Origin of the sequence: Janthinobacterium sp. P210006 (assembly GCF_036231885.1) — a bacterium.
Classification (GTDB): Bacteria; Pseudomonadota; Gammaproteobacteria; order Burkholderiales; family Burkholderiaceae_D; genus Janthinobacterium; species Janthinobacterium violaceinigrum.
Genome location: NZ_JAZARD010000001.1, coordinates 609,895 through 629,599 on the forward strand (window position 1 = coordinate 609,895; position 19,705 = coordinate 629,599).

18 protein-coding genes and 2 tRNA genes are annotated in these 19,705 nt (G+C 65.6%); 5 read left to right on the plus strand and 15 right to left on the minus strand.

Annotated elements, in window-relative coordinates; translation table 11 throughout:
- Positions 1–94: 94 nt before the first annotated feature.
- The 8 genes from VPH41_RS02740 to VPH41_RS02775 all read right to left on the minus strand — a co-directional run bounded on the left by VPH41_RS02740 (position 95) and on the right by VPH41_RS02775 (position 8,703).
- Positions 95–2,575, minus strand: a complete 2,481-nt coding sequence (locus tag VPH41_RS02740; RefSeq protein WP_328568882.1) for a TonB-dependent siderophore receptor — start codon at positions 2,573–2,575, stop codon at positions 95–97.
- 79 nt (positions 2,576–2,654) lie between these two features.
- Positions 2,655–3,671 (minus strand): FecR family protein, encoded by a 1,017-nt coding sequence (locus VPH41_RS02745; RefSeq protein ID WP_328568883.1) that lies wholly within the window; start codon positions 3,669–3,671, stop codon positions 2,655–2,657.
- Positions 3,668–4,195: a sigma-70 family RNA polymerase sigma factor gene (locus VPH41_RS02750; protein WP_152285014.1), complete on the minus strand. Its 528-nt coding sequence runs from the start codon at positions 4,193–4,195 to the stop codon at positions 3,668–3,670. Before VPH41_RS02750 ends, VPH41_RS02745 begins: the two co-directional genes overlap by 4 nt.
- Before the next feature lie 181 nt (positions 4,196–4,376).
- Positions 4,377–4,453, minus strand: a tRNA-Met gene (locus tag VPH41_RS02755).
- A 60-nt stretch (positions 4,454–4,513) separates the two neighbouring features.
- Positions 4,514–4,590: transfer RNA gene (locus VPH41_RS02760), tRNA-Met, on the minus strand.
- A 91-nt stretch (positions 4,591–4,681) separates the two neighbouring features.
- On the minus strand, positions 4,682–5,641 hold the full coding sequence (gene miaA, locus VPH41_RS02765) for a tRNA (adenosine(37)-N6)-dimethylallyltransferase MiaA (RefSeq protein WP_328568884.1): 960 nt from the start codon (positions 5,639–5,641) through the stop codon (positions 4,682–4,684).
- A 78-nt stretch (positions 5,642–5,719) separates the two neighbouring features.
- Positions 5,720–7,621 carry a DNA mismatch repair endonuclease MutL gene (mutL, locus tag VPH41_RS02770; protein WP_328568885.1) on the minus strand — a complete coding sequence of 634 codons (1,902 nt, stop codon included), beginning with the start codon at positions 7,619–7,621 and terminating at the stop codon, positions 5,720–5,722.
- A 140-nt stretch (positions 7,622–7,761) separates the two neighbouring features.
- Positions 7,762–8,703 carry a peptidylprolyl isomerase gene (locus tag VPH41_RS02775; protein WP_328568886.1) on the minus strand — a complete coding sequence of 314 codons (942 nt, stop codon included), beginning with the start codon at positions 8,701–8,703 and terminating at the stop codon, positions 7,762–7,764.
- A gap of 279 nt (positions 8,704–8,982) precedes the next feature.
- Here VPH41_RS02775 and VPH41_RS02780 point away from each other — a divergent pair, with 279 nt between their 5' ends.
- Positions 8,983–9,633 carry a VTT domain-containing protein gene (locus tag VPH41_RS02780; RefSeq protein WP_070223029.1) on the plus strand — a complete coding sequence of 217 codons (651 nt, stop codon included), beginning with the start codon at positions 8,983–8,985 and terminating at the stop codon, positions 9,631–9,633.
- Positions 9,634–9,732: 99 nt separating this feature from the next.
- Here VPH41_RS02780 and VPH41_RS02785 read toward each other — a convergent pair whose 3' ends face one another.
- The gene (locus VPH41_RS02785; protein ID WP_328568887.1) at positions 9,733–9,936 is read right to left on the minus strand and encodes a hypothetical protein; all 204 of its coding nucleotides are present in this window, start codon (positions 9,934–9,936) and stop codon (positions 9,733–9,735) included.
- Here VPH41_RS02785 and VPH41_RS02790 point away from each other — a divergent pair.
- A complete protein-coding gene (locus VPH41_RS02790) occupies positions 9,935–10,834 on the plus strand; it encodes a carbonic anhydrase (RefSeq protein WP_226941583.1) in 900 nt (299 codons plus the stop codon). The two genes, VPH41_RS02785 and VPH41_RS02790, sit on opposite strands and share 2 nt — an antisense overlap.
- 98 nt (positions 10,835–10,932) lie before the next feature.
- On the opposite strand, the gene VPH41_RS02795 is transcribed toward VPH41_RS02790, so the two are convergent.
- The 3 genes from VPH41_RS02795 to tsaE are packed head-to-tail and all read right to left on the minus strand — an operon-like array spanning position 10,933 to position 13,635.
- Positions 10,933–11,769 (minus strand): D-hexose-6-phosphate mutarotase, encoded by an 837-nt coding sequence (locus VPH41_RS02795; RefSeq protein ID WP_328568888.1) that lies wholly within the window; start codon positions 11,767–11,769, stop codon positions 10,933–10,935.
- Between the two features lie 13 nt (positions 11,770–11,782).
- Positions 11,783–13,183, minus strand: coding sequence for an N-acetylmuramoyl-L-alanine amidase (locus VPH41_RS02800; protein ID WP_152285009.1), 1,401 nt, complete (start codon positions 13,181–13,183; stop codon positions 11,783–11,785).
- The gene (gene tsaE, locus VPH41_RS02805) at positions 13,147–13,635 is read right to left on the minus strand and encodes a tRNA (adenosine(37)-N6)-threonylcarbamoyltransferase complex ATPase subunit type 1 TsaE (protein ID WP_152285008.1); all 489 of its coding nucleotides are present in this window, start codon (positions 13,633–13,635) and stop codon (positions 13,147–13,149) included. The genes VPH41_RS02800 and tsaE overlap by 37 nt, the downstream gene beginning before the upstream one ends.
- An 88-nt stretch (positions 13,636–13,723) precedes the next feature.
- On the opposite strand from tsaE, the gene queG reads away from it, so the two are divergent.
- The gene (queG, locus tag VPH41_RS02810) at positions 13,724–14,815 is read left to right on the plus strand and encodes a tRNA epoxyqueuosine(34) reductase QueG (RefSeq protein ID WP_152256635.1); all 1,092 of its coding nucleotides are present in this window, start codon (positions 13,724–13,726) and stop codon (positions 14,813–14,815) included.
- A 7-nt stretch (positions 14,816–14,822) separates the two neighbouring features.
- On the opposite strand, the gene VPH41_RS02815 is transcribed toward queG, so the two are convergent.
- Complete coding sequence (locus VPH41_RS02815) at positions 14,823–15,200, minus strand: DUF3052 family protein (RefSeq protein WP_328568889.1); 378 nt, start codon at positions 15,198–15,200, stop codon at positions 14,823–14,825.
- Positions 15,201–15,313: 113 nt separating this feature from the next.
- Between VPH41_RS02815 and VPH41_RS02820 the strand changes: the two genes are divergently transcribed.
- Together VPH41_RS02820 and VPH41_RS02825 are read left to right on the plus strand one after the other, a co-directional pair.
- Positions 15,314–15,997, plus strand: coding sequence for a PadR family transcriptional regulator (locus VPH41_RS02820; RefSeq protein ID WP_152285005.1), 684 nt, complete (start codon positions 15,314–15,316; stop codon positions 15,995–15,997).
- Positions 15,998–16,019: 22 nt separating this feature from the next.
- Positions 16,020–16,856 (plus strand): siderophore-interacting protein, encoded by an 837-nt coding sequence (locus VPH41_RS02825; protein WP_328568890.1) that lies wholly within the window; start codon positions 16,020–16,022, stop codon positions 16,854–16,856.
- An 82-nt stretch (positions 16,857–16,938) separates the two neighbouring features.
- On the opposite strand, the gene VPH41_RS02830 is transcribed toward VPH41_RS02825, so the two are convergent.
- Positions 16,939–17,523, minus strand: coding sequence for a response regulator transcription factor (locus tag VPH41_RS02830; RefSeq protein WP_034780029.1), 585 nt, complete (start codon positions 17,521–17,523; stop codon positions 16,939–16,941).
- Positions 17,524–17,551: 28 nt separating this feature from the next.
- On the minus strand, positions 17,552–19,564 hold the full coding sequence (locus VPH41_RS02835) for a sensor histidine kinase (RefSeq protein WP_328568891.1): 2,013 nt from the start codon (positions 19,562–19,564) through the stop codon (positions 17,552–17,554).
- Positions 19,565–19,705: the final 141 nt, after the last annotated feature.

Consider the following 19,705-nt stretch of genomic DNA (forward strand, 5'->3'; position numbering starts at 1 on the left):
ATAATTTCTCGAATGCAAGCCTAGCACTGAACGCAAAAAAGGCGGGCACGACTGGATGCCGTGCCCGCCTGTGCTGTCACCGCAGCGTGTCAGCCTACCACTTCGGCGTGTACTTCAGGGTGAACTGCACGTTGCGCGGGTCGCCATAGTAGTTGTTCGAACCCGTGGTGTTGTAGGACGGGATGATGTAGCGCTTGTCGAACAGGTTGTTGACGTTCAGCGACAGGGCCACTTGCGGCGTGGCTTGCCAGCCCAGGCGTGCATTCCAGATCGAGAAGCCGGCGACCTTGAAGGTACGTTCGGTATCGACCGTGTGGCTTTGCAGGCTGGTGCCGGCACCCACGCTGAACTTGTCCCAATTGCCGGGCAGGGTATAGCTGGACCAAAGGCGCAGCATGTGCTTCGGCGTCCACGTGGAAAAGACCTGGCCCTTGTTGTCCGGATCGTCGAGGTAGGTCGTCGTCGTATAGGCGTAGCCGGCAGACAGCTGCAGGCCGCGCGCCACTTCGCCCGACACTTCCGCTTCCAGGCCCTGGCTGCGCACCTTGCCCGAGGCGCGCGAGCAGTACCAGCCGTCGCAGGCGAAACCGGCCGCGTAATCGGTGACGGCGCGGTCCTTGTGGTCATAGCGGAACACGGCCAGCGAGGTATTGACCTTGCCGTCCAGCAGTTCACCCTTGATGCCGCCTTCGTAGCTGCTGCCCGTGATCGGCTTGAGCGTCCGGCCCGCCACGTCGTGGTTCGTCTGCGGCTGGAACACGTCCGCATAGCTGGCGTAGACCGACCATTGCGGCGTCAATGCATGGATCAGGCCTACCGACGGCGTGAACTTGGCCGTAGTGCGGGTGGCGTCGCGGTAGCCGTCCGGCGTGGCATACAGGAAGTCGTACCAGCTGAAGCGCCCGCCCAGCAGGACTTTCAGATTGCTCGTCAGCTGGCCGTTCCAGGTGGCGTACAGGCCTTTCTGGCGCATGTCGTAGGTGCTGTAGCTGGTCACGCCCATCGGGCGCGCGGCGATGGTGTCGAAGTCCTGCCACGGACGATTGTGCTTGATATTGAAGATGTCGGCGCCCATTTCCCACGCGCGTGCATAGCGGTCGTTCGACGTGAAGCTGACATAGCTGGCGCCGACGACGATTTCCTGCGCGATGCCCAGGCCATCGAATTTGCCGCGCACGAAGGCGTCGATGCCGCGCTTGCGGTTGTCGAAATCGGTGGAAAAGTCGCCGTAGCGCGCACCGCTGCCATCGGGCTTGATTTCAAAGGCCGTGCGCTGGTGCGTGGAGCTGGTGCTTTCATTCGTGCCCAGCGCCGACGCCTTCAGGCTCCATTGCGTATTGAAGTGGTGTTCCAGGTCCAGGTAGACGGTGCTCTGTTCCACCAGGCTGCGGTTCCAGTCGGCACCCGTGAAGGTGGAGCGCGGCAGTGGCAGTTCGCCGCCGTCCGCATAGCGGGGCAGGCCGATGAAGGTGGGGCGGCCGTGGGCCTTCACATGGCTGGCGGCCAGGCCGACCGTGGTGGCGGGTCCCAGATCGTAGTCGAGCGCCGCGTACAGGGTGCGGTTCTTGCTCCATACCTGGTCGATGAAGGAGTGGCTGTCGTCTTCATCGACGATGGCGCGTCCGCGCAGGGTGCCTTCCGCATTCAGCGGGCTGCTGATGTCGACCTGGGCGCCGTAGTGGTCCCACGAACCGGCGCGGCCCGTCAGCGTGACCGCGCGCGTGGCCAGCGGGCGTTTGCGCACCAGGCTGACGGAGCCGCCGGGGCTGCCCGTGCCGACCAGCATGCCGGAGGCGCCGCGCAGCACTTCCAGGCGGTCGTAGATGACCATGTTTTCCTGGCCCCAGTTACCCAGCGCATAGGTGTTGCGGTCGATGGGCACGCCGTCGTACTGCCATTGGTCGATCTGGAAGCCGCGCGCCGTGATGACCACGCCCGGCCCCACGCCATGCACGCCCACCACGCCGGTGACGTTGTTGACGGCTTCGCGCAAGTCCGTGATGCCCTGGTCGTCCAGGCGCTGGCGCGTCAGCACGCTCACGGATTGGGGGATGTCCTTCATCGATTGCTCGCCCTTGCCGATGGTGAGCTTGCGCGCCGTGTAGGAGCCGCTGCCTTCCGTGGTGGCGCCTTGCTCGGCCTGGCCGACGATGGTAATCGAGGGCATGGTGCGCTCGGCCGCCGAGGCGGCAGTGGCGGCTGCCGTGGGTACGGACGCCGGCGCGGCCACCAGCACGTAGCCGGTTGCCGTCTTGCCGATGGCGTAGCCGCTGCCGCGCAGCAGCACGGCAAAGCCGTCGTCGATGGCGTAGCTGCCTTGCAGGCCTGCCGTCGTCAAGCCCTGGACCTTGGCCGCATCGATGACGATGGACACGCCCGCCTGCTGCGCATAGCGGTTCAGGGCGCCAGCCAGCGGACCGGTGGGGATGTTGTAGCTGGCGGTGGCAGGCGCCGTTTGCGCAACTGCCTGGGCGTGCATGCCGGCGCTTGCCAGCAGCAGGGCGGCCAGGGCCAGCGGGCGCAGACGCGTGCGCAGGGTGTTCGGGGACGTAACGGCAACAACTTGAGCGTACATGGTGACAGCCTTTTTTGAATGATCTCAGCTGCCTTGACGCACGAGATGCGCAAAGTGGAACTGCGAATGCCAATTATTTCTATTTATTTTTTGCGAGGGCGCTGGCGGGCGCATCGACCATCACCAGGTAGCGCGTCAGCATGCGGATGCGCAGCTGCGGGAAATTGTCGATCAACAGCTGCAGCGCCTTGTCCGTGTCGTCCAGCGGCAGCACGGCGGCCACGCGGATGCCGGCGATCTGCTCGCGGTCGTAATGCAGCTGGCCGGGGCGGTGGCGGGCCAGCTCGTCGAGCACGTCGGCCAGCGGCTGGTCGTCGATCACCAGCTGGTGCGCGCGCCATGCCTCCTGCACGCTGGCCGCATCGATGGCCGTGATTGGCCCCACGCCATCTTCCGTGATGCGCGTGCGCTGGCCCGCCTGCACGATGTTGGCCGGATGCTGCGGCACCTGCGCCGACACTTTCGATTCCAGCATGCTCAGGATGGTGGCGTCATCGTCCCTGCGCACGGTGAAGCGCGTGCCCAGCGCGCGGATCGCCGCCTGCCCGCTGTCGACGATGAAGGGACGCTGCGCATCCTTGGCCACGTCGACGAGGATGTCGCCCTGCACCAGCTCCACATGCCGCTCGCCCGCATTGAAGTGCACGTTGACGGCGCTGCCGCTGCCCAGGGTAATGTGGCTGCCGTCGGCCAGGGTGTGTGTGCGCCATTGTCCCGTGGGGCTGCGCAGGTCGGCCAGCAGGTAGGCGGGGCGCTCGCTGACGGCCAGCGCGCTTGTCAGCGCGAGCACGGCCACGGCGCTGGCGGCGGCCAGCTGGCGCAGGCGCTGGCGCCGTGGCGCGATGGCGGCCAGCGCGGCGCGCGCAGGGCGGTGATCGCCGCCGGCGGGTTCGCGCACGGCGTTCAATTGACGCAATACGTTTTCCATGCCGGCGGCCGCCGTCGCGTGCAGCGGGTCGGCCGCCTTCCACGCCGCGTAGCCGGCCTGCGCGGTGTCGCGCTCGGCCGGATCGTCCGCGCTCAGGCGCACGATCCAGTGCGCGGCCTGTTCGGCGATGGCGTCGGCGCGCTGGCCGTGCATGGCGCCGCGGCTCATGCCGCCATGCCCGGACAGGCGTGGCGGCAGGCCAGCAAGGCTTGCACCAGGTATTTCTGCACCATGCGCGTGGAGACGTCCAGTTGCGCGGCGACGGCGGCCTGCGGCTGTTCCTCCAGGTAGTGCAGCAAAAAGGCTGCGCGCGCCTTGGCGGATAATCCCGCCAGCGCCGCGGCGATCTGTTCGAGCGCCTGCACGGCCATCAGGATCTCGTCCGGCGACGGCGCGCCGGGCAGGCTGTCGGCCAGCAGGGCCAGTTCGGCCAGGTAGCTGCGCTCGAGCACTTGCCGGCGCGCGCGGTCGAGCAGCAGCCGCTTCGCCGTGGTGGACAGATAGGCGCGCGGTTCGCGCATGCCGAACAGCGCATCGCGCGAGGCGATGATGCGCACGAATGTGTCTTGCGCCACGTCGGCCGCGCCGTGCGGGCAGCTGAGTTTTTTGCGCAGCCAGCCGACCAGCCAGCCGTGATGTTCGCTGTAGAGCGACTGCACTTGCTGTTGCAGGCTGGGCTGAATGGCGGACATGGGCGATGAATAATATAAATGAGAATTATTCTCATTGTAATCGCCAGTGGCGGCTTGCCACAATCCCCAATGCATGGGGAGGGGCCAGGTGTTGCGTACAGGCCGCATGCGGGGCGGTGTCAGAAATGAAAAAACCCGCCGCTGCACGGGGCAGGGCGGGTTCATCATTGCTGCTAATTCTTGGTGGTGATAGGTGGACTTGAACCACCGACCCCAGCATTATGAATGCTGTGCTCTAACCAACTGAGCTATATCACCAGACAGACCGGTCAGACCGGATGCTCGTTTTGACCAGGAAAAAACCTGATCGGTATTCTTTGGTGGTGATAGGTGGACTTGAACCACCGACCCCAGCATTATGAATGCTGTGCTCTAACCAACTGAGCTATATCACCCAACAGCCGAGCATTATCCAGTCTTCCCATTTCCTTGTCAATGCCGGCGCAAAAAAATGTGCGGATTTTTCACGCGTCAGCGCAGGCATGATTATTTTTGTAACGGCGCCAGCAGGGGCTGGATCTGCGCCAGCATGGCGCTGGCCGGATCGGCACCCAGGCAATCGATGACAATGCGCTCGGGCATGGAGCGCAGCCAGGTCAGCTGGCGTTTTGCCAGCTGGCGCGTGGCGATGATGCCCGTCTCGCGCAGGGCGGCGCGGTCGATGCGCCCGTCCAGGTAATCCCAGGCCTGGCGGTAGCCCACGCAGCGCATCGACGGCAAGCCCGGATGCAGGTCGCCGCGGCGGCGCAGCTGCTCCACCTCGTCGAGCAGGGCGTCATTCTTCAGCATGAGGTCGAAGCGCGTGGCGATGCGCGCGTGCAGCACGGCGCGGTCCGACGGCTCCAGCGCGAACGATTGCAGCTGGAACGGCAGCACGGTCTTTTCGCGCCGGGCCAGCAGGGCCGACATGGGCTGGCCGGACAGGGCGATGATTTCCAGGGCGCGGCCGATGCGCTGCGCGTCCTGCGGCGCCAGGCGCGCCGCCGTGACGGGGTCTTGCTGGGCCAGGCGCGCATGCATGGCGGGCCAGCCGATGGCGGCCGCGTCTTCTTCCAGCTGGGCGCGCAGCGCGGGATCGGCGCCGGGCAGATCGTCGAGGCCATCGGCCAGGCCCTTGAAGTACAGCATGGTGCCGCCCGCGAGCAGCGGCAGCTTGCCGCGCGCCGTGATCTCTGCCACCAGGCGCAGGGTATCGTTGCGGAACTGCGCCACCGAATACGCATCGAGCGGGTCGATGATGTCGATCAGGTGATGGGGCACGGCCGCCAGTTCTTCCGCCGTCGGCTTGGCCGTGCCGATATCCATGCCCCGGTAGACGAGGGCGGAATCGACGGAGATGATCTCGGACGGAATGGCTTGCGCAATGGCCAGCGCGCTGGCCGTCTTGCCGCTGGCCGTGGGGCCCATGATGGCGACGGCCAGGGGGAGGTGTGGGGTGTTTTTCATGATACTTTTTGATGTACTTGCGATGGGAGCCCCAAGGCAAAGGCTGGGGTCAGACCCGTCGGGTCTGACCCCGGAATTTTATTGGCCGCGCAGGAACAGCTTGTCCAGCGCGTTGATTTCCACCTGCACCCAGGTCGGCCGGCCATGGTTGCACTGGTCGGCGCGTTCCGTGCTCTCCATCTGGCGCAGCAGGGCGTTCATTTCCTGTACCGACAGGATGCGGTTGGCGCGCACGGCCGTGTGGCAGGCCAGGGTGCCCAGCAATTCGTTCTGGCGCTCGATCAGCACGCGCGAGCCGCCGTATTCGCGCACGTCGCGCAGCACGTCGCGCGCCAGGGTCTGCGCGTCCGCGTTTTTCAGCAGGGTCGGCACGGAACGCACGGCCAGGGTGGTGGGCGACAGGGCGGCGATATCGAAGCCCAGCGCCTTTAATGTGTCCTGGTTTTCATTTGCCGTCGACACTTCGATGGCGTCCGCATAAAACGTCACGGGAATCAGCAGCGACTGCACCTGCATGTCCTGGCCCGAGACCTGCGCCTGCAGCGCGTTTTTCAGCTGTTCGTACAGGATGCGCTCGTGCGCGGCGTGCATGTCGACCAGCACCAGGCCCTTGGTATTTTGCGCCAGGATGTAGATGCCGTGCAGCTGGGCCAGGGCAAAACCCAGCGGATATTCTTCGCGCGCCATCGCTTCGGGCGAGGCGATATACGGTTCCACCTGCGTGATCGGCGAGGATGCGGCGCCGCCGAACAGGGCGCCATACGCCGCCGTGCCCTGCGCTACGCCGGGTGCGTCGGCAAAGAAGGGGCGGGCCGCGCCGGGCGAGGCCGGCGCAAAGGTATTCGTAAACTGCGCGCCGAACGAGGTTTGCGTCTGTTCGCGGCGCCAGATGCCAGGGCCGCCCGCGCCCGGGCCGCTGTCGCCACTCAAGGTGGAGGCGGCCGGCAGGGGCGCCGGCACGCTGCCGAAGGCCGTGGCCGACGTTTGCGCCAGTGCGCGCTGCACGGCGTGGAAGACGAACTGGTGCACGGAGCGGCTGTCGCGGAAGCGCACTTCGATCTTCGACGGGTGCACGTTGACGTCGACCAGGGCCGGGTCGAGGTCGAGCGCCAGCACGTACGAGGGGAAGCGGTCGCCATGCAGCACGTCCTGGTACGCCATGCGCACGGCGTGCACGAGCAGCTTGTCGCGCACGAAGCGTCCGTTGACATAAAAGAACTGGCCGTCGGCGCGCGCCTTGGACGCCGTCGGCAAGCCGGCAAAGCCGTGAATGCGCAGGGTGCCGGCCGATTCGTCCAGCGCCAGGCGCGCTTCGGCAAAGTCATTGCCCAGGATGTGGGCGCTGCGCTTGGCCAGTTCGCTGATATTCCACTGGTCGATGGTGCGGCCATTGTGCGACAGCGAGAACGACACGTCGGGCCGGGCCAGGGCGATGCGGCGCACGACCTCGGCGCAATGGCCGTACTCCGTCTGCTCGGACTTGAGGAACTTGCGCCGCGCAGGCGTGTTGAAATACAGGTCCTGCACGTCCACCGTGGTGCCGTGCGCGCCCGACGATGGTGAAACGCTGCCATTGTGCGAGCCGACGATTTCCCACGCGTGGGCCGCGTCCGCCGTGCGCGAGGTCAGGGTGACGGCGGCGACCGACGCGATCGAGGCCAGCGCCTCGCCGCGAAAACCCAGGGTGCCCACGTTTTCCAGGTCGCTCAGCGAGGCGATCTTCGACGTGGCGTGGCGCGCCAGGGCCAGCGGCAACTGGTCTTTATCGATGCCGCGGCCGTTGTCGGTGATGGCGATGCGTTTCACGCCCCCCTCTTCCAGGCGCACGGTGATCTGCGTGGCGCCCGAATCGAGCGCGTTTTCCAGCAATTCCTTGACCACGGCCGATGGCCGTTCGACCACCTCGCCGGCGGCGATTTGCGAAATTAACTGGTCAGGCAAGGCCTGGATCGGGCGGTGGGGCGTCATGGGAGCGTTCATGCGGTAATTATACCGGGGTCAGACCCTCAACGCCGCCAGCGCAAAGCGTAGCGACTACGCACTTGGGGTCAGACCCTCAACACCGCTAACGCAAGATTTAGCGCCAACGTATCCGGGGGGGCTGACCCCAGCCTTGGTCTTTATTTACTCCCCACTTCGCGCACCGGTATCGGCGCATTGCACAGGTCGATGTGGCCGGCCGTGACCTTGCTCCACGGGCCGCCGCGGTGGCGCTGGGCTTCCAGTACGGCCTGGTAGGCGGCGCTGTCCGTGCGCATCACTTCCAGGTTCGCGCGCTGTGCGGGCGGCACGCTGGCGGCCAGGCGGATGGCCTTGATCGGCACGTTTTTCTCGGGGCTGTCATAAAAGCCCATGGGGCCCGTGCCGCGCGGCAGGGTGGACAGCAGCGGCATGCCGGAGACGACTCTGCCGACAACCGTGATGTCGCGGTCCAGGTGGCGCGGCGACTGGCCGATCACGGCGTACAGCTCCGTGCCGCCGCCGCTGTCGCTGGCGCTGTCGCGGCCCACGCCCACGGTGGCATAGCAATGCGTGAGCCAGGCCGTGCCGGTTTTCGGGTCGCGCGCGGACGGGAAGCCGTTCGAGTGGCCCACCTGCGGCGCATAGCCGTCGGCGTCGGGCAGGCGCGTGAAGCTCTTGATGGTTTTCAGGGGCACGGTAAATTCGCTGGGCAGGGTGCGCTGCGCATGCTGGATCGGCTTGGGATTTTTTTCGTCCGGATCGCCCCATTGCGCCACCCAGTTGTCCTGCGCGCGCGTGATGGCCAGGCCGTCGTAATACTGTTCGGCCACCAGGGCCTTGATATTGGCCACGTGTTTCGGCGCGAAGTCGGGCGCCAGTTCGATCACCACGCGGCCGGCGGGAATGTCCAGGTACAGGGTGTTGTCCGGGTCCAGCGGACGCCAGTCGGACGGTTGCGACGCCTTGATCGCGTCGGCCAAGGTCGCCTTGGCGGGCAGCTCGGCGGGCGCCTTGATCTGCACGGGCGCCGCATGGGCGGACAGCTGGGCAAGGCCCAGCACGGTGGCCATGGTCAGGCCATTGAGTGGATGCAGACGCATGTTCTTTCCTGTTCTCTCCTGGTCGGCGCGGGTTGCGCCGGTCAGAAAGTGTATACCGGAATGGCAATATTTCGGTGGAAAAACATTGCGTGGGCCGAAGCGCGTAGGCCGGCCGGGAAACGGGCCTGAGCAAGTTGGCGGGCGGATTTCCTTAACCTTTCCTTAAAATGCCACACGCGCACGGGCGCGGCATAATTAATCCTGAAATATCGGGCCGGGGACTGCCGTTGCGCCGGTCCGGTGGTGTATGATTCCGCCGCTACCTTTAGGGAAAAATATATGGATTTTGTGCAATTCCTCGACATGATCGTGCATGTCGACAAGACGCTGGGTCTCTTGATCGAGCAGTACGGTACCCTCGTGTATGCGGTGCTGTTTGCCATTATTTTTTGCGAGACAGGCCTCGTGGTCCTGTTTTTCTTCCCTGGGGATACCCTGCTGTTCATCGCCGGCGCGTTTTGCGCGACGGGACAAATGCACCTGGGCTTGCTGATTGCCTTGCTGGTGACGGCCGCCGTCACGGGCAATACGCTCAATTACTGGATAGGCGAGGCCATCGGGCAAAGGGTGTTTACCCACGATTACCGCTGGATCAACAAGGATGCCATGCGGCGTACGCATGAGTTCTTTGAAAAGCATGGCGGCAAGACCATCATCCTGGCCCGCTTCGTGCCGGTGGTGCGCACCTTTGCCCCGTTCGTGGCCGGCATTTCCGACATGACGCATGCGCGCTTCCAGATGTACAACGTGACGGGCGCCCTGCTGTGGGTGGTGGGCCTGGTGACGGCGGGCTACTTCTTCGGCAATATCCCGTGGATCCGCGACCACCTGACCTTGATCGTGCTGATCGGTGTCGGCGCCGCCGTCGTGCCCGTGGTACTGGGCGGCTTGTGGAAACTCTACAAGCGCATGGTCGGCAAGTCGGCCTGATGCCCTATCGATCCGGGGCAAGCGCGCTGCGGCACAGTCCGCAGCGGGCCCCGGATCCGCTTGTTCTCCCCGCTGTTTCCGTTTTCCTCCCGCGCTGATTCAAGTTTTGTTGCTTTCCAGCCGTAAACCAGAGGGTATTCTCACTTTCTGGATTTCCATGCGACATTTGAGCGCCCTGTTAGCTTGCAGCCTTGCCGCGATGGCGGCCATGGCAAGCGCCAAAGATGCCCCTGCTGCGGCGAGCGCCACCGCATCCGCACCGGCGAGTGCGCCCATGTCGGCGTCGGCGCGCGCGGCCGCCATGAAAACCCTGACCGAATCGGTCAAGGGCAAGGAGGCCAAGGCGCCTGTCGTCGTCGCGCCCACGGCGCGCGAGAAGGAAGAAGCGGCCGAAGTCGACCTGTCCGAACGCATCGCGGCGCGCCTGGCGGAAATGCGCGCCACCCAGGCGGCCCGCGCCGCCGCCCGCGCCAAGCGCGCCGCCGTCGTGAAGGCCGCGCCACCGCCGCCACCACCCGTGCCGCGCGGTACGCACTGGTCGTACGAAGGCGACAGCGGTCCCGCCAACTGGAGCAAGATCAATGTGGACTGGGCCAAGTGCGGCAATGGCAGCCGCCAGTCGCCCATCGATATCCGCGACGGCATGAAGGTGGAGCTCGAGCAGATCAGCTTTGACTACCACCCGTCCTCGTTCAACGTGGTCGACAATGGCCACACGGTGCAGGTGGGGGTCAGCGGCGGCAATTACATCACGGTGCAGAACCGCATGTTCGAGCTGCAGCAATTCCATTTCCACCGCCCGTCCGAAGAGCGCATCAATGGCAAGGCGTTCGAGATGGTGGTGCACCTGGTGCACCGCGACGCGGAAGGCCGGCAAGCCGTGCTGGCGCTGCTGCTGGAGCGGGGCACGCCGCAAGCGACCATCCAGACCGTGTGGAACAACCTGCCGCTGGAAAAATTCGAGACCATGCATCCCACCATCCTGCTCGACCCGGCCGAAATGCTGCCGGCGCGGCGCGATTACTACACCTACATGGGATCGATGACGGAGCCGCCTTGCAGCGAAGGCGTGCTGTGGATGGTGATGAAGCAGCCGGTGCAGGCGTCGCCCGCGCAGATGGCGCTGTTCAGCCGCCTGTATCCCTTGAATGCGCGTCCGATCCAGCCTGCGAATGGCCGCATCATCAAGGAATCAAATTAAGCGCGCCCGAGAAGAGCCCATGGCGTTGTTACCCCGCCGCGTCGTACAGGCGTACTGCCTTCGGCGAGGCGCCTAGCCCTGGACTTGTTCAGTCACTCCTAGGTAAATTCAAGGTGCTGGCGACCGGTCCACTCGGCGCCGGCAGCCAGCGTATCGGGCTGGATCAGCGCCGGCTCGATGCAGATGAAGCGCGGCTGTTCGTCATCGGCCAGGTCGGGCAGGGCGGCCGCATCCTGCGCGCCCGGGTTCCACACGACGGCATCCGTAAAGCCCTGCTGCTCCAGGCGCAAGGTGTGGCCGCCGGACTGCAGGCTCAGGGCGCCCGGCAACTGGTAGTAGATGCGGTCCAGCTTGTCGTCAAATTGCAGGAATTCTTCCGCTTGCAGGGCATCCTGCGGCGTCTCGTCCGAATAGCGCACGCGCTGCAAGCCTCCCACGCGCGCCTCGCTCAACTGATCGATCGCAAAATAGCTGTGCAGGGCGGCCGAGAATGGAAACGCCTGCCCGCCCGTGTTGTGCACGGACAGACGCAGTTCCAGCGCCTGTGCCTTGACGGCCACGCGCAGGCGCAGGGTGAAGGCCCAGGGCCAGGTGGCGGCGATCGCTTCCGGCAAGTCGGCCTGGGTCAGCGCAAATTGCGCCCATGCGGCGCCATCGGCCTCGCCCGTCGATTCCAGCTGCCAGGTGGCCACGCGCGCAAAGCCGTGGCGCATGCCCGTGCCGCGCGCGCCGAACTGGGGAAAGATTACGGGCACGCCGCCGCGGATGGCGCGGCTGCCGTCGAGGCTTGATTCCCGGCTGCAGAACAGGCGTTCCCGGCCATCGCTGGTCTGCCACGAGACCAGGTGGCCGCCGTACAGGGTGACGGTGGCCTGCGCGCCATCGGCGGCACGGATGGTCACGGCCGGCAGTTGGCCAAAAGTGCTCTTGCTCATGCGGGTGTCCCTGTCAGGTCAAACGGCTTTTCGCCAGCGGCGGATTCTTGGCAAAGTAATTCTTGATGCCCGTGACGATGGCGTCGGCCATCTGGTCCTGGTAGCCGTTGTCGGTCAGCTTGGCTTCTTCTTCCGGATTCGAGATGAAGGCCGTCTCGATCAGGATGGAGGGGATGTCGGGCGCTTTCAGCACGGCGAAGCCGGCCTGCTCGACGGAGCCCTTGTGCAGGCGGTTGATGCCGCCGATCTCGCGCAGCACGGCCTTGCCCAGCTTCATGCTGTCATTGATCTGCGCCGTCGTCGACAGGTCGAGCAGCACGCTGGCTAGCTGCTTGTCGTGGTTCTTCACGTTGACGCCGCCGATCAGGTCGGCCTGGTTTTCCTTGTTGGCCAGCCAGCGCGCGGCCGTCGAGGTGGCGCCCTTTTCGGACAGCACGAAGACGGACGAGCCGCGCGCCGTCGGCTGGATGAACGCGTCGGCGTGGATCGAGACGAACAGGTCGGCCTGCACCTTGCGCGCCTTTTCCACGCGCATGCCCAGCGGGACGAAGAAATCGGCGTCGCGCGTGAGCATGACGCGCATGTTCGGCTGCAGTTCCAGCTTGGTCTTGAGGCGCTTGGCGATGGCCAGCACCACGTCTTTTTCGCGGCTGCCACGGCTGCCCATGGCGCCCGGGTCTTCGCCGCCGTGGCCGGGGTCGAGCGCGATGGTAATCATGCGCACCACTTTCTGGCCCGGCAGCGGGCGCGCCTCGGGGCGCTGTTCCGGACGGATATCGGGCACGGGCGGCACGATGGGCGCTACCGGCGGCGCCACGGCGGCCACGGGCGGCTTGCCGCTGTCGGGCAGGGGCAGCGCGGGCGGCGGCGTATGCGTGCCGGCCATGGGCGGCTTGGCCGGATCGCTCGACCAGTCGCCCTTTTCGATCATCTGCGCGATCAGGTCCGGCTCGTGCACGGGATACAGGTCGAAGATCAGGCGGTGGTTGTAGGAGCCGGCCGGCGGCAGGGTAAACAGCTGCGGCGTGACTTCCTCTTTCAGGTCGAACACCAGGCGCACCACGTTGGGCCGGTTCTGGCCCACGCGCACCTGCTTGATGTACGGGTCGTTCGACTGGATCTTCGCCACCAGGCCTTTCAGGGTGGGATTGAGTTCCAGCCCTTCGATGTCGACCACCAGGCGTTCCGGGTCCTTGACGATGAAGTGGGTCGCCTTGAGGATGCTGTCGTTTTCCAGGGTGACGCGGGTGTAGTCCTCGGCCGGCCAGACGCGCACGGCGAGAATTTGCGCCGCCATCGCCGACATGGGCGCGAACACGGACAACAGCAGGGTGCCGCCGGCCTTGAGTACCGTGCGCCGGGTGATGGGCGAGGAGATCAAAGGTTCGGGGCGAATTTGAGACGGTGAAGGCATGACAGACCCAATTCAGAAGACGCTTGCAATTCTACATCACGTCCTGTACCCGCAACGTTCAAATAAACATTCAGGTCGGCCGGCGGCAGCACCGGTTCGGCTTTCTCCGGCCATTCGACGATGCAGATATTGTGGCCGTTGAAGTCTTCGCGAAAACCCGCGTCGAGAAATTCCTCGGCACTGCCCATGCGGTACAGGTCGAAGTGGATGACGTTGACGCTCTGGCCATCGAGTTGCACCGTGTACGGTTCGGACAGGGTATACGTGGGGCTTTTCACGTGGCCCGCATGGCCGGCCGCGTGCAGCAGGGCGCGCGTGAGGGCCGTCTTGCCGGCGCCCAGGTCGCCGTGCAGGTAGATCGCCAGGCCGGGCGCCAGTGCGCGCGCCAGCGCGGCGCCCAGCGCGGCCGTGCCGGCTTCGTCGTGGAGGTGGGCGGTGAAGTGTTCGGTCATTGTCGCTTGGTGTGAGTGATATCGCATAAAATAGAGGCTCATGCCATTGTAACCGCCCGCGCCCCCGCCGTTCTCCGTAAAGCCCCCTATGTCCGCCACCGCCACCGATCTTGCCTCCCTGGCGCGCTCCATCAAGCAATGGGGACGCGAGCTGGGTTTTGCCGAGGTGCGCATCGCCGATGTCGACCTGTCGCACATGGAGGCGCCCTTGCAGGCCTGGCTCGATGCAGGGTACCACGGCGAAATGGACTACATGGCCAGCCACGGCATGAAGCGTGCGCGCCCCGCCGAACTGGTGCCGGGCACGGTGCGCGCCATCAGCGCGCGTATGAACTACCTGCCGCCGGCGCTGGGTCCCGACTGGCGCGCGCACGAGGCGGCGCGCGACGCCGACCCCGCGGCGGCCGTGATCTCCGTGTATGCGCGGGGCCGCGACTATCACAAGGTGATGCGTTCGCGCCTGCAGCAGCTGGCCGAGCTTATCCGCGGCGAGATCGGCGACTTCGGCTACCGCGTCTTCAGCGATTCGGCGCCCGTGATGGAAGTGGAACTGGCGCAAAAGGGAGGGCTGGGCTGGCGCGGCAAGCACACCTTGCTGATCAACCGCCAGGGCGGCTCCTTCTTCTTCCTCGGCGAGATCCTGGTCGACGTGCCGCTGCCCGTCGATGCGCCGGAAACGCCGCGCTGCGGCCAGTGCTCGGCATGCATCACGGTGTGCCCCACGCAGGCGATCCTGGGGCCGTACCAGCTCGACGCGCGCCGCTGCATCTCCTACCTGACCATCGAATTGAAGGGCGCCATTCCCGTCGAAATGCGCCCCTTGATCGGCAACAAGGTGTACGGCTGCGACGATTGCCAGACCGTCTGCCCGTGGAACAAGTTCGCCCAGCGCGCCGTGGTGCCCGACTTCGACGAGCGCCATCGCCTGGGCAGCGCCGGCATGGTGGAACTGTTCGCCTGGACGGAAGAGGAATTCAACCGCCGCATGGAAGGCAGCGCGATCCGCCGCATCGGCCACGAACGCTGGCTGCGCAACCTGGCCGTCGGCATGGGCAATGCGGCCGCCAAGGCCAGGGGGCAGGCCGACATCGTCGCGGCCCTGCTGTCGCGCCGCGCGCACCCGTCGGCCATCGTGCGCGAACACGTCGAATGGGCGCTGGCCCTGCACGGCATCGCTTAAAACCCTCTCAAGCCTGTTTCAGGCGCAGCGCCGACCAGTCGGCGTCGATGGCGATCATGGCCACGCTGTCGAGCCTCAATGTTTGCGCAAAGCCGCGGATATCGTCGCGGTGGATGTCGCTGCCCGCCTTCACGCCGCCCTTGCGGTACGCCACCCACAGCGCGCCGCCGGGCGCCAGGCGCGCCCGCGCCGCCGGCAGGTGCTGCTCCAGTTCCGCGCGGCTGCGCGCGAACAGCAATATCCAGTCCGCGCTGTCTCCTTCATCCACCCGCCGCCCGGCCGGTAGCTGCGCCAGCAGGGCGGCGTGCTCACCGCCGTCATTGAGCACGGCCAGGGCCTGGGCATTTTTCACATACATTTTGTCAGCGGTGGTTTTGTCGGGCATGGCAGGGGCGTGTCGATTGGCGAACCGCGAGCATAACAAATTTCTCCTTGACTTATCGATATATCGTTATAAAATGGCGATACCTACTAACGATATATCTTTAAAGAGAAAACATGAGAAACTCACACCACGCAGAACACGGCCACGGCGGCCACCACCACCATCACGGCCATTGCGGCCAGCAGCACCACCATCACGGCGAGCAGCGCCACGAACACCGCCATGAGCACCGCAGCGATTACTATCTGCACGGCCGCGGCCCGCGCGGCTTCGACGAGCGCGGCGACGGCATGGGCCATGGCGGCCCCGGTGGCCGGGGCGGGCGCGGCGAACGGGCCGAGCGCGTCTTCGGCCGCGGCGACCTGCCGCTGATCGTGCTGGCGCTGATCGAAATCAGCCCCCGTCACGGCTATGAAATCATCAAGGCCATCGAAGAGCGTTGCGGCGGCGCGTATGCCCCCAGCCCGGGCGCCGTGTATCCGACCCTGACCTTGCTGGAAGAGCAGGACTACGTCACGTCAGGCGAAAGCGCCAGCGGCAAGAAGCTCTACACGATCACTGACCTGGGCCGCGCCTACCTCGACGAGAACCGCGCCCAGGTGGACGGCATCCTGGCCCGCCTCGACATGTTCGCCCGCGTCCAGGCGCGCAACGCCTTGCCCGAACGCGTGCGCCAGGCCATGCACACCCTCAAGCATGCGCTCTTGCTGAACAAGACCAACTGGAGCGAAGCGGAAGCCGAGCGCGTATCGGCCGTGCTGGAACAGGCGGCCAACGCCATCGTCGACAGCCACTGAGCCCAATTTACAAGGACAAGCAATGACTACCGCCCCACCAGCATCACCTGCAGCACCACGTCCGCATGCCATCGAGCGCGTGCGCCATGACTTGAAACTGCGCGTGCTCACCGTCGTGCGCACGGAGCAGCTGACGCCGCACATGCGCCGCATCACCCTGGCCGGCGACGACCTCGAAGGCTTTGTCTCTCCCGCGCACGACGACCACGTGAAGCTGTTCTTCCCCGCCCCGGGCCAGGCCAGCCCCGTGTTCCCCGTGCTGGGCAATGGCGCCAACCCGATCCAGTACGCGGAAGGGGCGCGCCCCATCGCCCGCAACTACACGCCGCGCCGCTACGACGCCGCGCGGCGCGAGCTGGAAATCGACTTCGTGCTGCATGGCGACGGTCCCGCGGCCAGCTGGGCGGCGCAAGCGGCGCCCGGCCAGACCCTGGGCGTGGGCGGCCCGCGCGGCTCGATGCTGGTGCCGCTCGATTTCGACTGGTATGTGCTGGTGGGTGACCAGACGGCCTTGCCGGCCATCGCCCGCCGCCTGGAGCAGCTGCCGGCCACGGCGCGCGCGATTGCCGTGATCGACATCGTCGAAGACGGCGAGCAGGTCGCGCTGGACAGCGCGGCGCAGCTGGACGTGCACTGGGTAGCGCGCAATGGCCGCAGCGGCGCCTTGCTGCTGGCGGAACTGGCGAAGGTGGCCTTGCCGCAGGACGGCGACGGCTACGTGTGGGTGGCGTGCGAGCATGCGCAGGTACAGGGCTTGCGCGGGCATTTCATTGAAGCGGGCGTGCCGAAACAGCATTTGCACGTGGCCAGCTACTGGAAGCATGGGGCGGCGGAGCACCACGAGCATCATGATGACTGATTAAGGCCGGGGTCAGACCCCCGGATGCGTTGGCACCGAGCTTGACGCCAGCGGCATTGGGGGTCTGACCCCAGATTTCAGCCTACTTCAACAACCCCGCCAGCTCCACCGCCGTCTTGACCTGCATCTTGTCGAAGATATGCGCGCGGTGGACTTCCACGGTGCGCATGCTGATGCCCAGCTTGTCGGCCACCACCTTGTTCATCTTCCCCGCCAGAATCAGGTCCAGCACTTCGCGCTCGCGCGTCGACAGGGTGGCCAGGCGCGCGTGCACGGCGGCCAGTTCGCCTGCCTGGCGCGAGTTGGCCAGTCCCTGCTGCACGCGGTCCATCAGGTCGTTGTCGTTGAACGGCTTTTCAAAGAAATCGAAGGCGCCCCGTTTCAGGCTGTCGACGGCCATCGGCACGTCGCCGTGGCCGGTGAGGAAAATCACGGGCAGGCGCGCCGTCAGGTCGCGCTTGACCAGCTGGTCGAACAGGGCGATGCCGTTCATGTCGGGCATGCGCACGTCGAGCAGCACGCAGTCGCCGGCGGCGTCGAAGCTGCCGTCCAGGCTGTCGAGGAATTGCTGGGCGCTGGCGTAGTTGCGCGCCTCGATGCTGCGCGAGGCGGCCAGCCAGGACAGGGAATCGCGCACGACCTCTTCGTCGTCAATGATGTGTAGCATGGTGTCTCCGGCTTGTCGTTGTTGTCGCTTAGTGCGGCGCGCGCGGCGCAGCCGGCACGCTGAATGTAAAGATAGTACCGCCAACGGGGTTGGCGCTGAAGGTCAGCGCGCCGCCGTGAAATTCGATGGCGGTGCGGCAGATGTTCAGGCCCATGCCCATGCCTTCGGACTTGGTCGAGAAAAACGGCGAAAACAGCCGCTCGGCCACGTCCTGGGGAATGCCATGGCCATGGTCGATCACGTCCACCGTCACCATGCCCTGCTGCGCGTCGTGGCTGGCCCGCAGGCGCATGATACGCCGTCCCGGTGCCGCATCCTGCATGGCCTCGATGGCGTTGCGGGTCAGGTTCAGCAGCACTTGCTCGATCATCACGGGATCGGCGCGCAGCAGCGGCAGGTCCGCCGGCAGCTCTTCCTGGATGGTGACGTAGTATTTGCGCGCCTGCAGGTCGATCAGCGCACGGATGCCGTCGATCAGGGTGCGGATGGCGATATCCTGGCGCTGCGGTTCGCTCTTGCGCACGAAGTCGTGCACGCTGCGGATGATCTGGCCGGCCCGCTGCGCCTGCGCGCTGGCCTGTTCCAGCGCCGGCTTCAGGGTGTTCGGCTCGACGGGGGCGCCGCTGTCGATGGCGCGGCGGATCAGGTTCAGCGCGCCCGTCGTGTAGCTGGAAATGGCCGCCAGCGGCTGATTCAATTCATGCGCCAGCATCGACGCCAGCTCGCCCATGGTGGCCAGGCGCGAACTCGTTTGCAGCTTTTCCTGCTGCTGGCGATTCAGTTCCTCGACCCGCTTGCGGTCCGAGATGTCGAGCACGGAACCCATCCAGCCCGTCTGCTGGCCGTTCTTGTCCACCAGCGGCGCCTCGAAGATCAGCACGGGCACGCGCGTGCCGTCCGGGCGCTGGAAATAGGTTTCGAACTGCGGCGTGGGATTGCCGGCCAGCGCCTTGACGAAGCGCTGCTGGTATTCTTCCAGCGCCTCGGGCACCCAGTAGGGCATGGGCGGCAGACGCCCCAGGATTTCCTCGGGCGGATAGCCGACGATCTGGCAGAACGCGGGATTGACATAGGTGACGCGGCCTTCCAGGTCGCGCGCGCGCATGCCCGTCACCAGCGAGTTTTCCATCGCCGTGCGAAACAGCATCTGCTGGCGCAGCGCGCCTTCTGCCACCAGGCGGCGCGAAATATGCCGCCACAGGGCCAGCAAACTCCACAGCAGCCCCAGCGACAGGGCGATGACGGAACCGACCAGCAGATTGGGCAGCAGCTTGGGCTGGCTTTTCACGCTGTCGGTAAACAGGGTGATGGTGGCGCCGGGCACGTCGAGCGCGCGCTTGTGCGTGTACACGCCGTGGCCGGGACCGGCCGCGGCGCGCCGCGCCAGCACCTTGTCGTCGCGGTCGATCAGCGAAATCTGGTTATCCTGGGCAAACCACCACGGCACCATTTCATCGAGCAGGCTGCTGATCTGGTAGGTGGCCACCAGGCTGCCCACATAGCGCTGGCCATCGAACAGGGGCTGGTGGTAATCCATCAGCATGGCGCCGGGCGGCGCGTCGGGAAAGCCGCTCTGCTGCGAAGGCTGGGCGTACTGGCCCCGGTGCAGGCGGCGCGCATTGTCGGCGGCCGTCAGCGAGGCCGGCGAAAACGACAGCGCATGCGGCAGGCTGTTGTCGCTGGTCGCCAGCACCTTGCCGCTGGTGTCGAGCCACAGCACGCGCTGCAGTTCGCGCCCGTTGCGCAGCATCTGCTGCAGCCGTTCGTGCACTTTTTCCGCGCCCAGCGAGGCGCTGGCGATGTCCACGCCCAGGTTGAACAGGCTTTCCTCGTTGCGCGCCAGCTGGAAGCGGATGGTCTGCTCGACCCACAGGGTGTCGGCGATCAATTGTTCCTGGCGTTCGTTGCTTTCCATCTGGCGCGCCTGCCAGGGCAGCCAGAACAGGATGGACAGGAACAGCAGCAGCAGGATGACGGGCAGCAGCCAGCGCATCGGACTCGATAGCTTGAAGCGGCGCGCAAAGGTGGGGGAAGTCGGCATGGCTGGCAGGGTAGCGGCTTATCGGGAGCCGGCTATTGTGGTTAACCACAATAGCCGCAGTAGTTTCTTTGGCACAATATCCAAATAGACAAAAAATAAAGTTTTTTAAAAAACCACTCAGGAGACAAAAAATGCAACTGC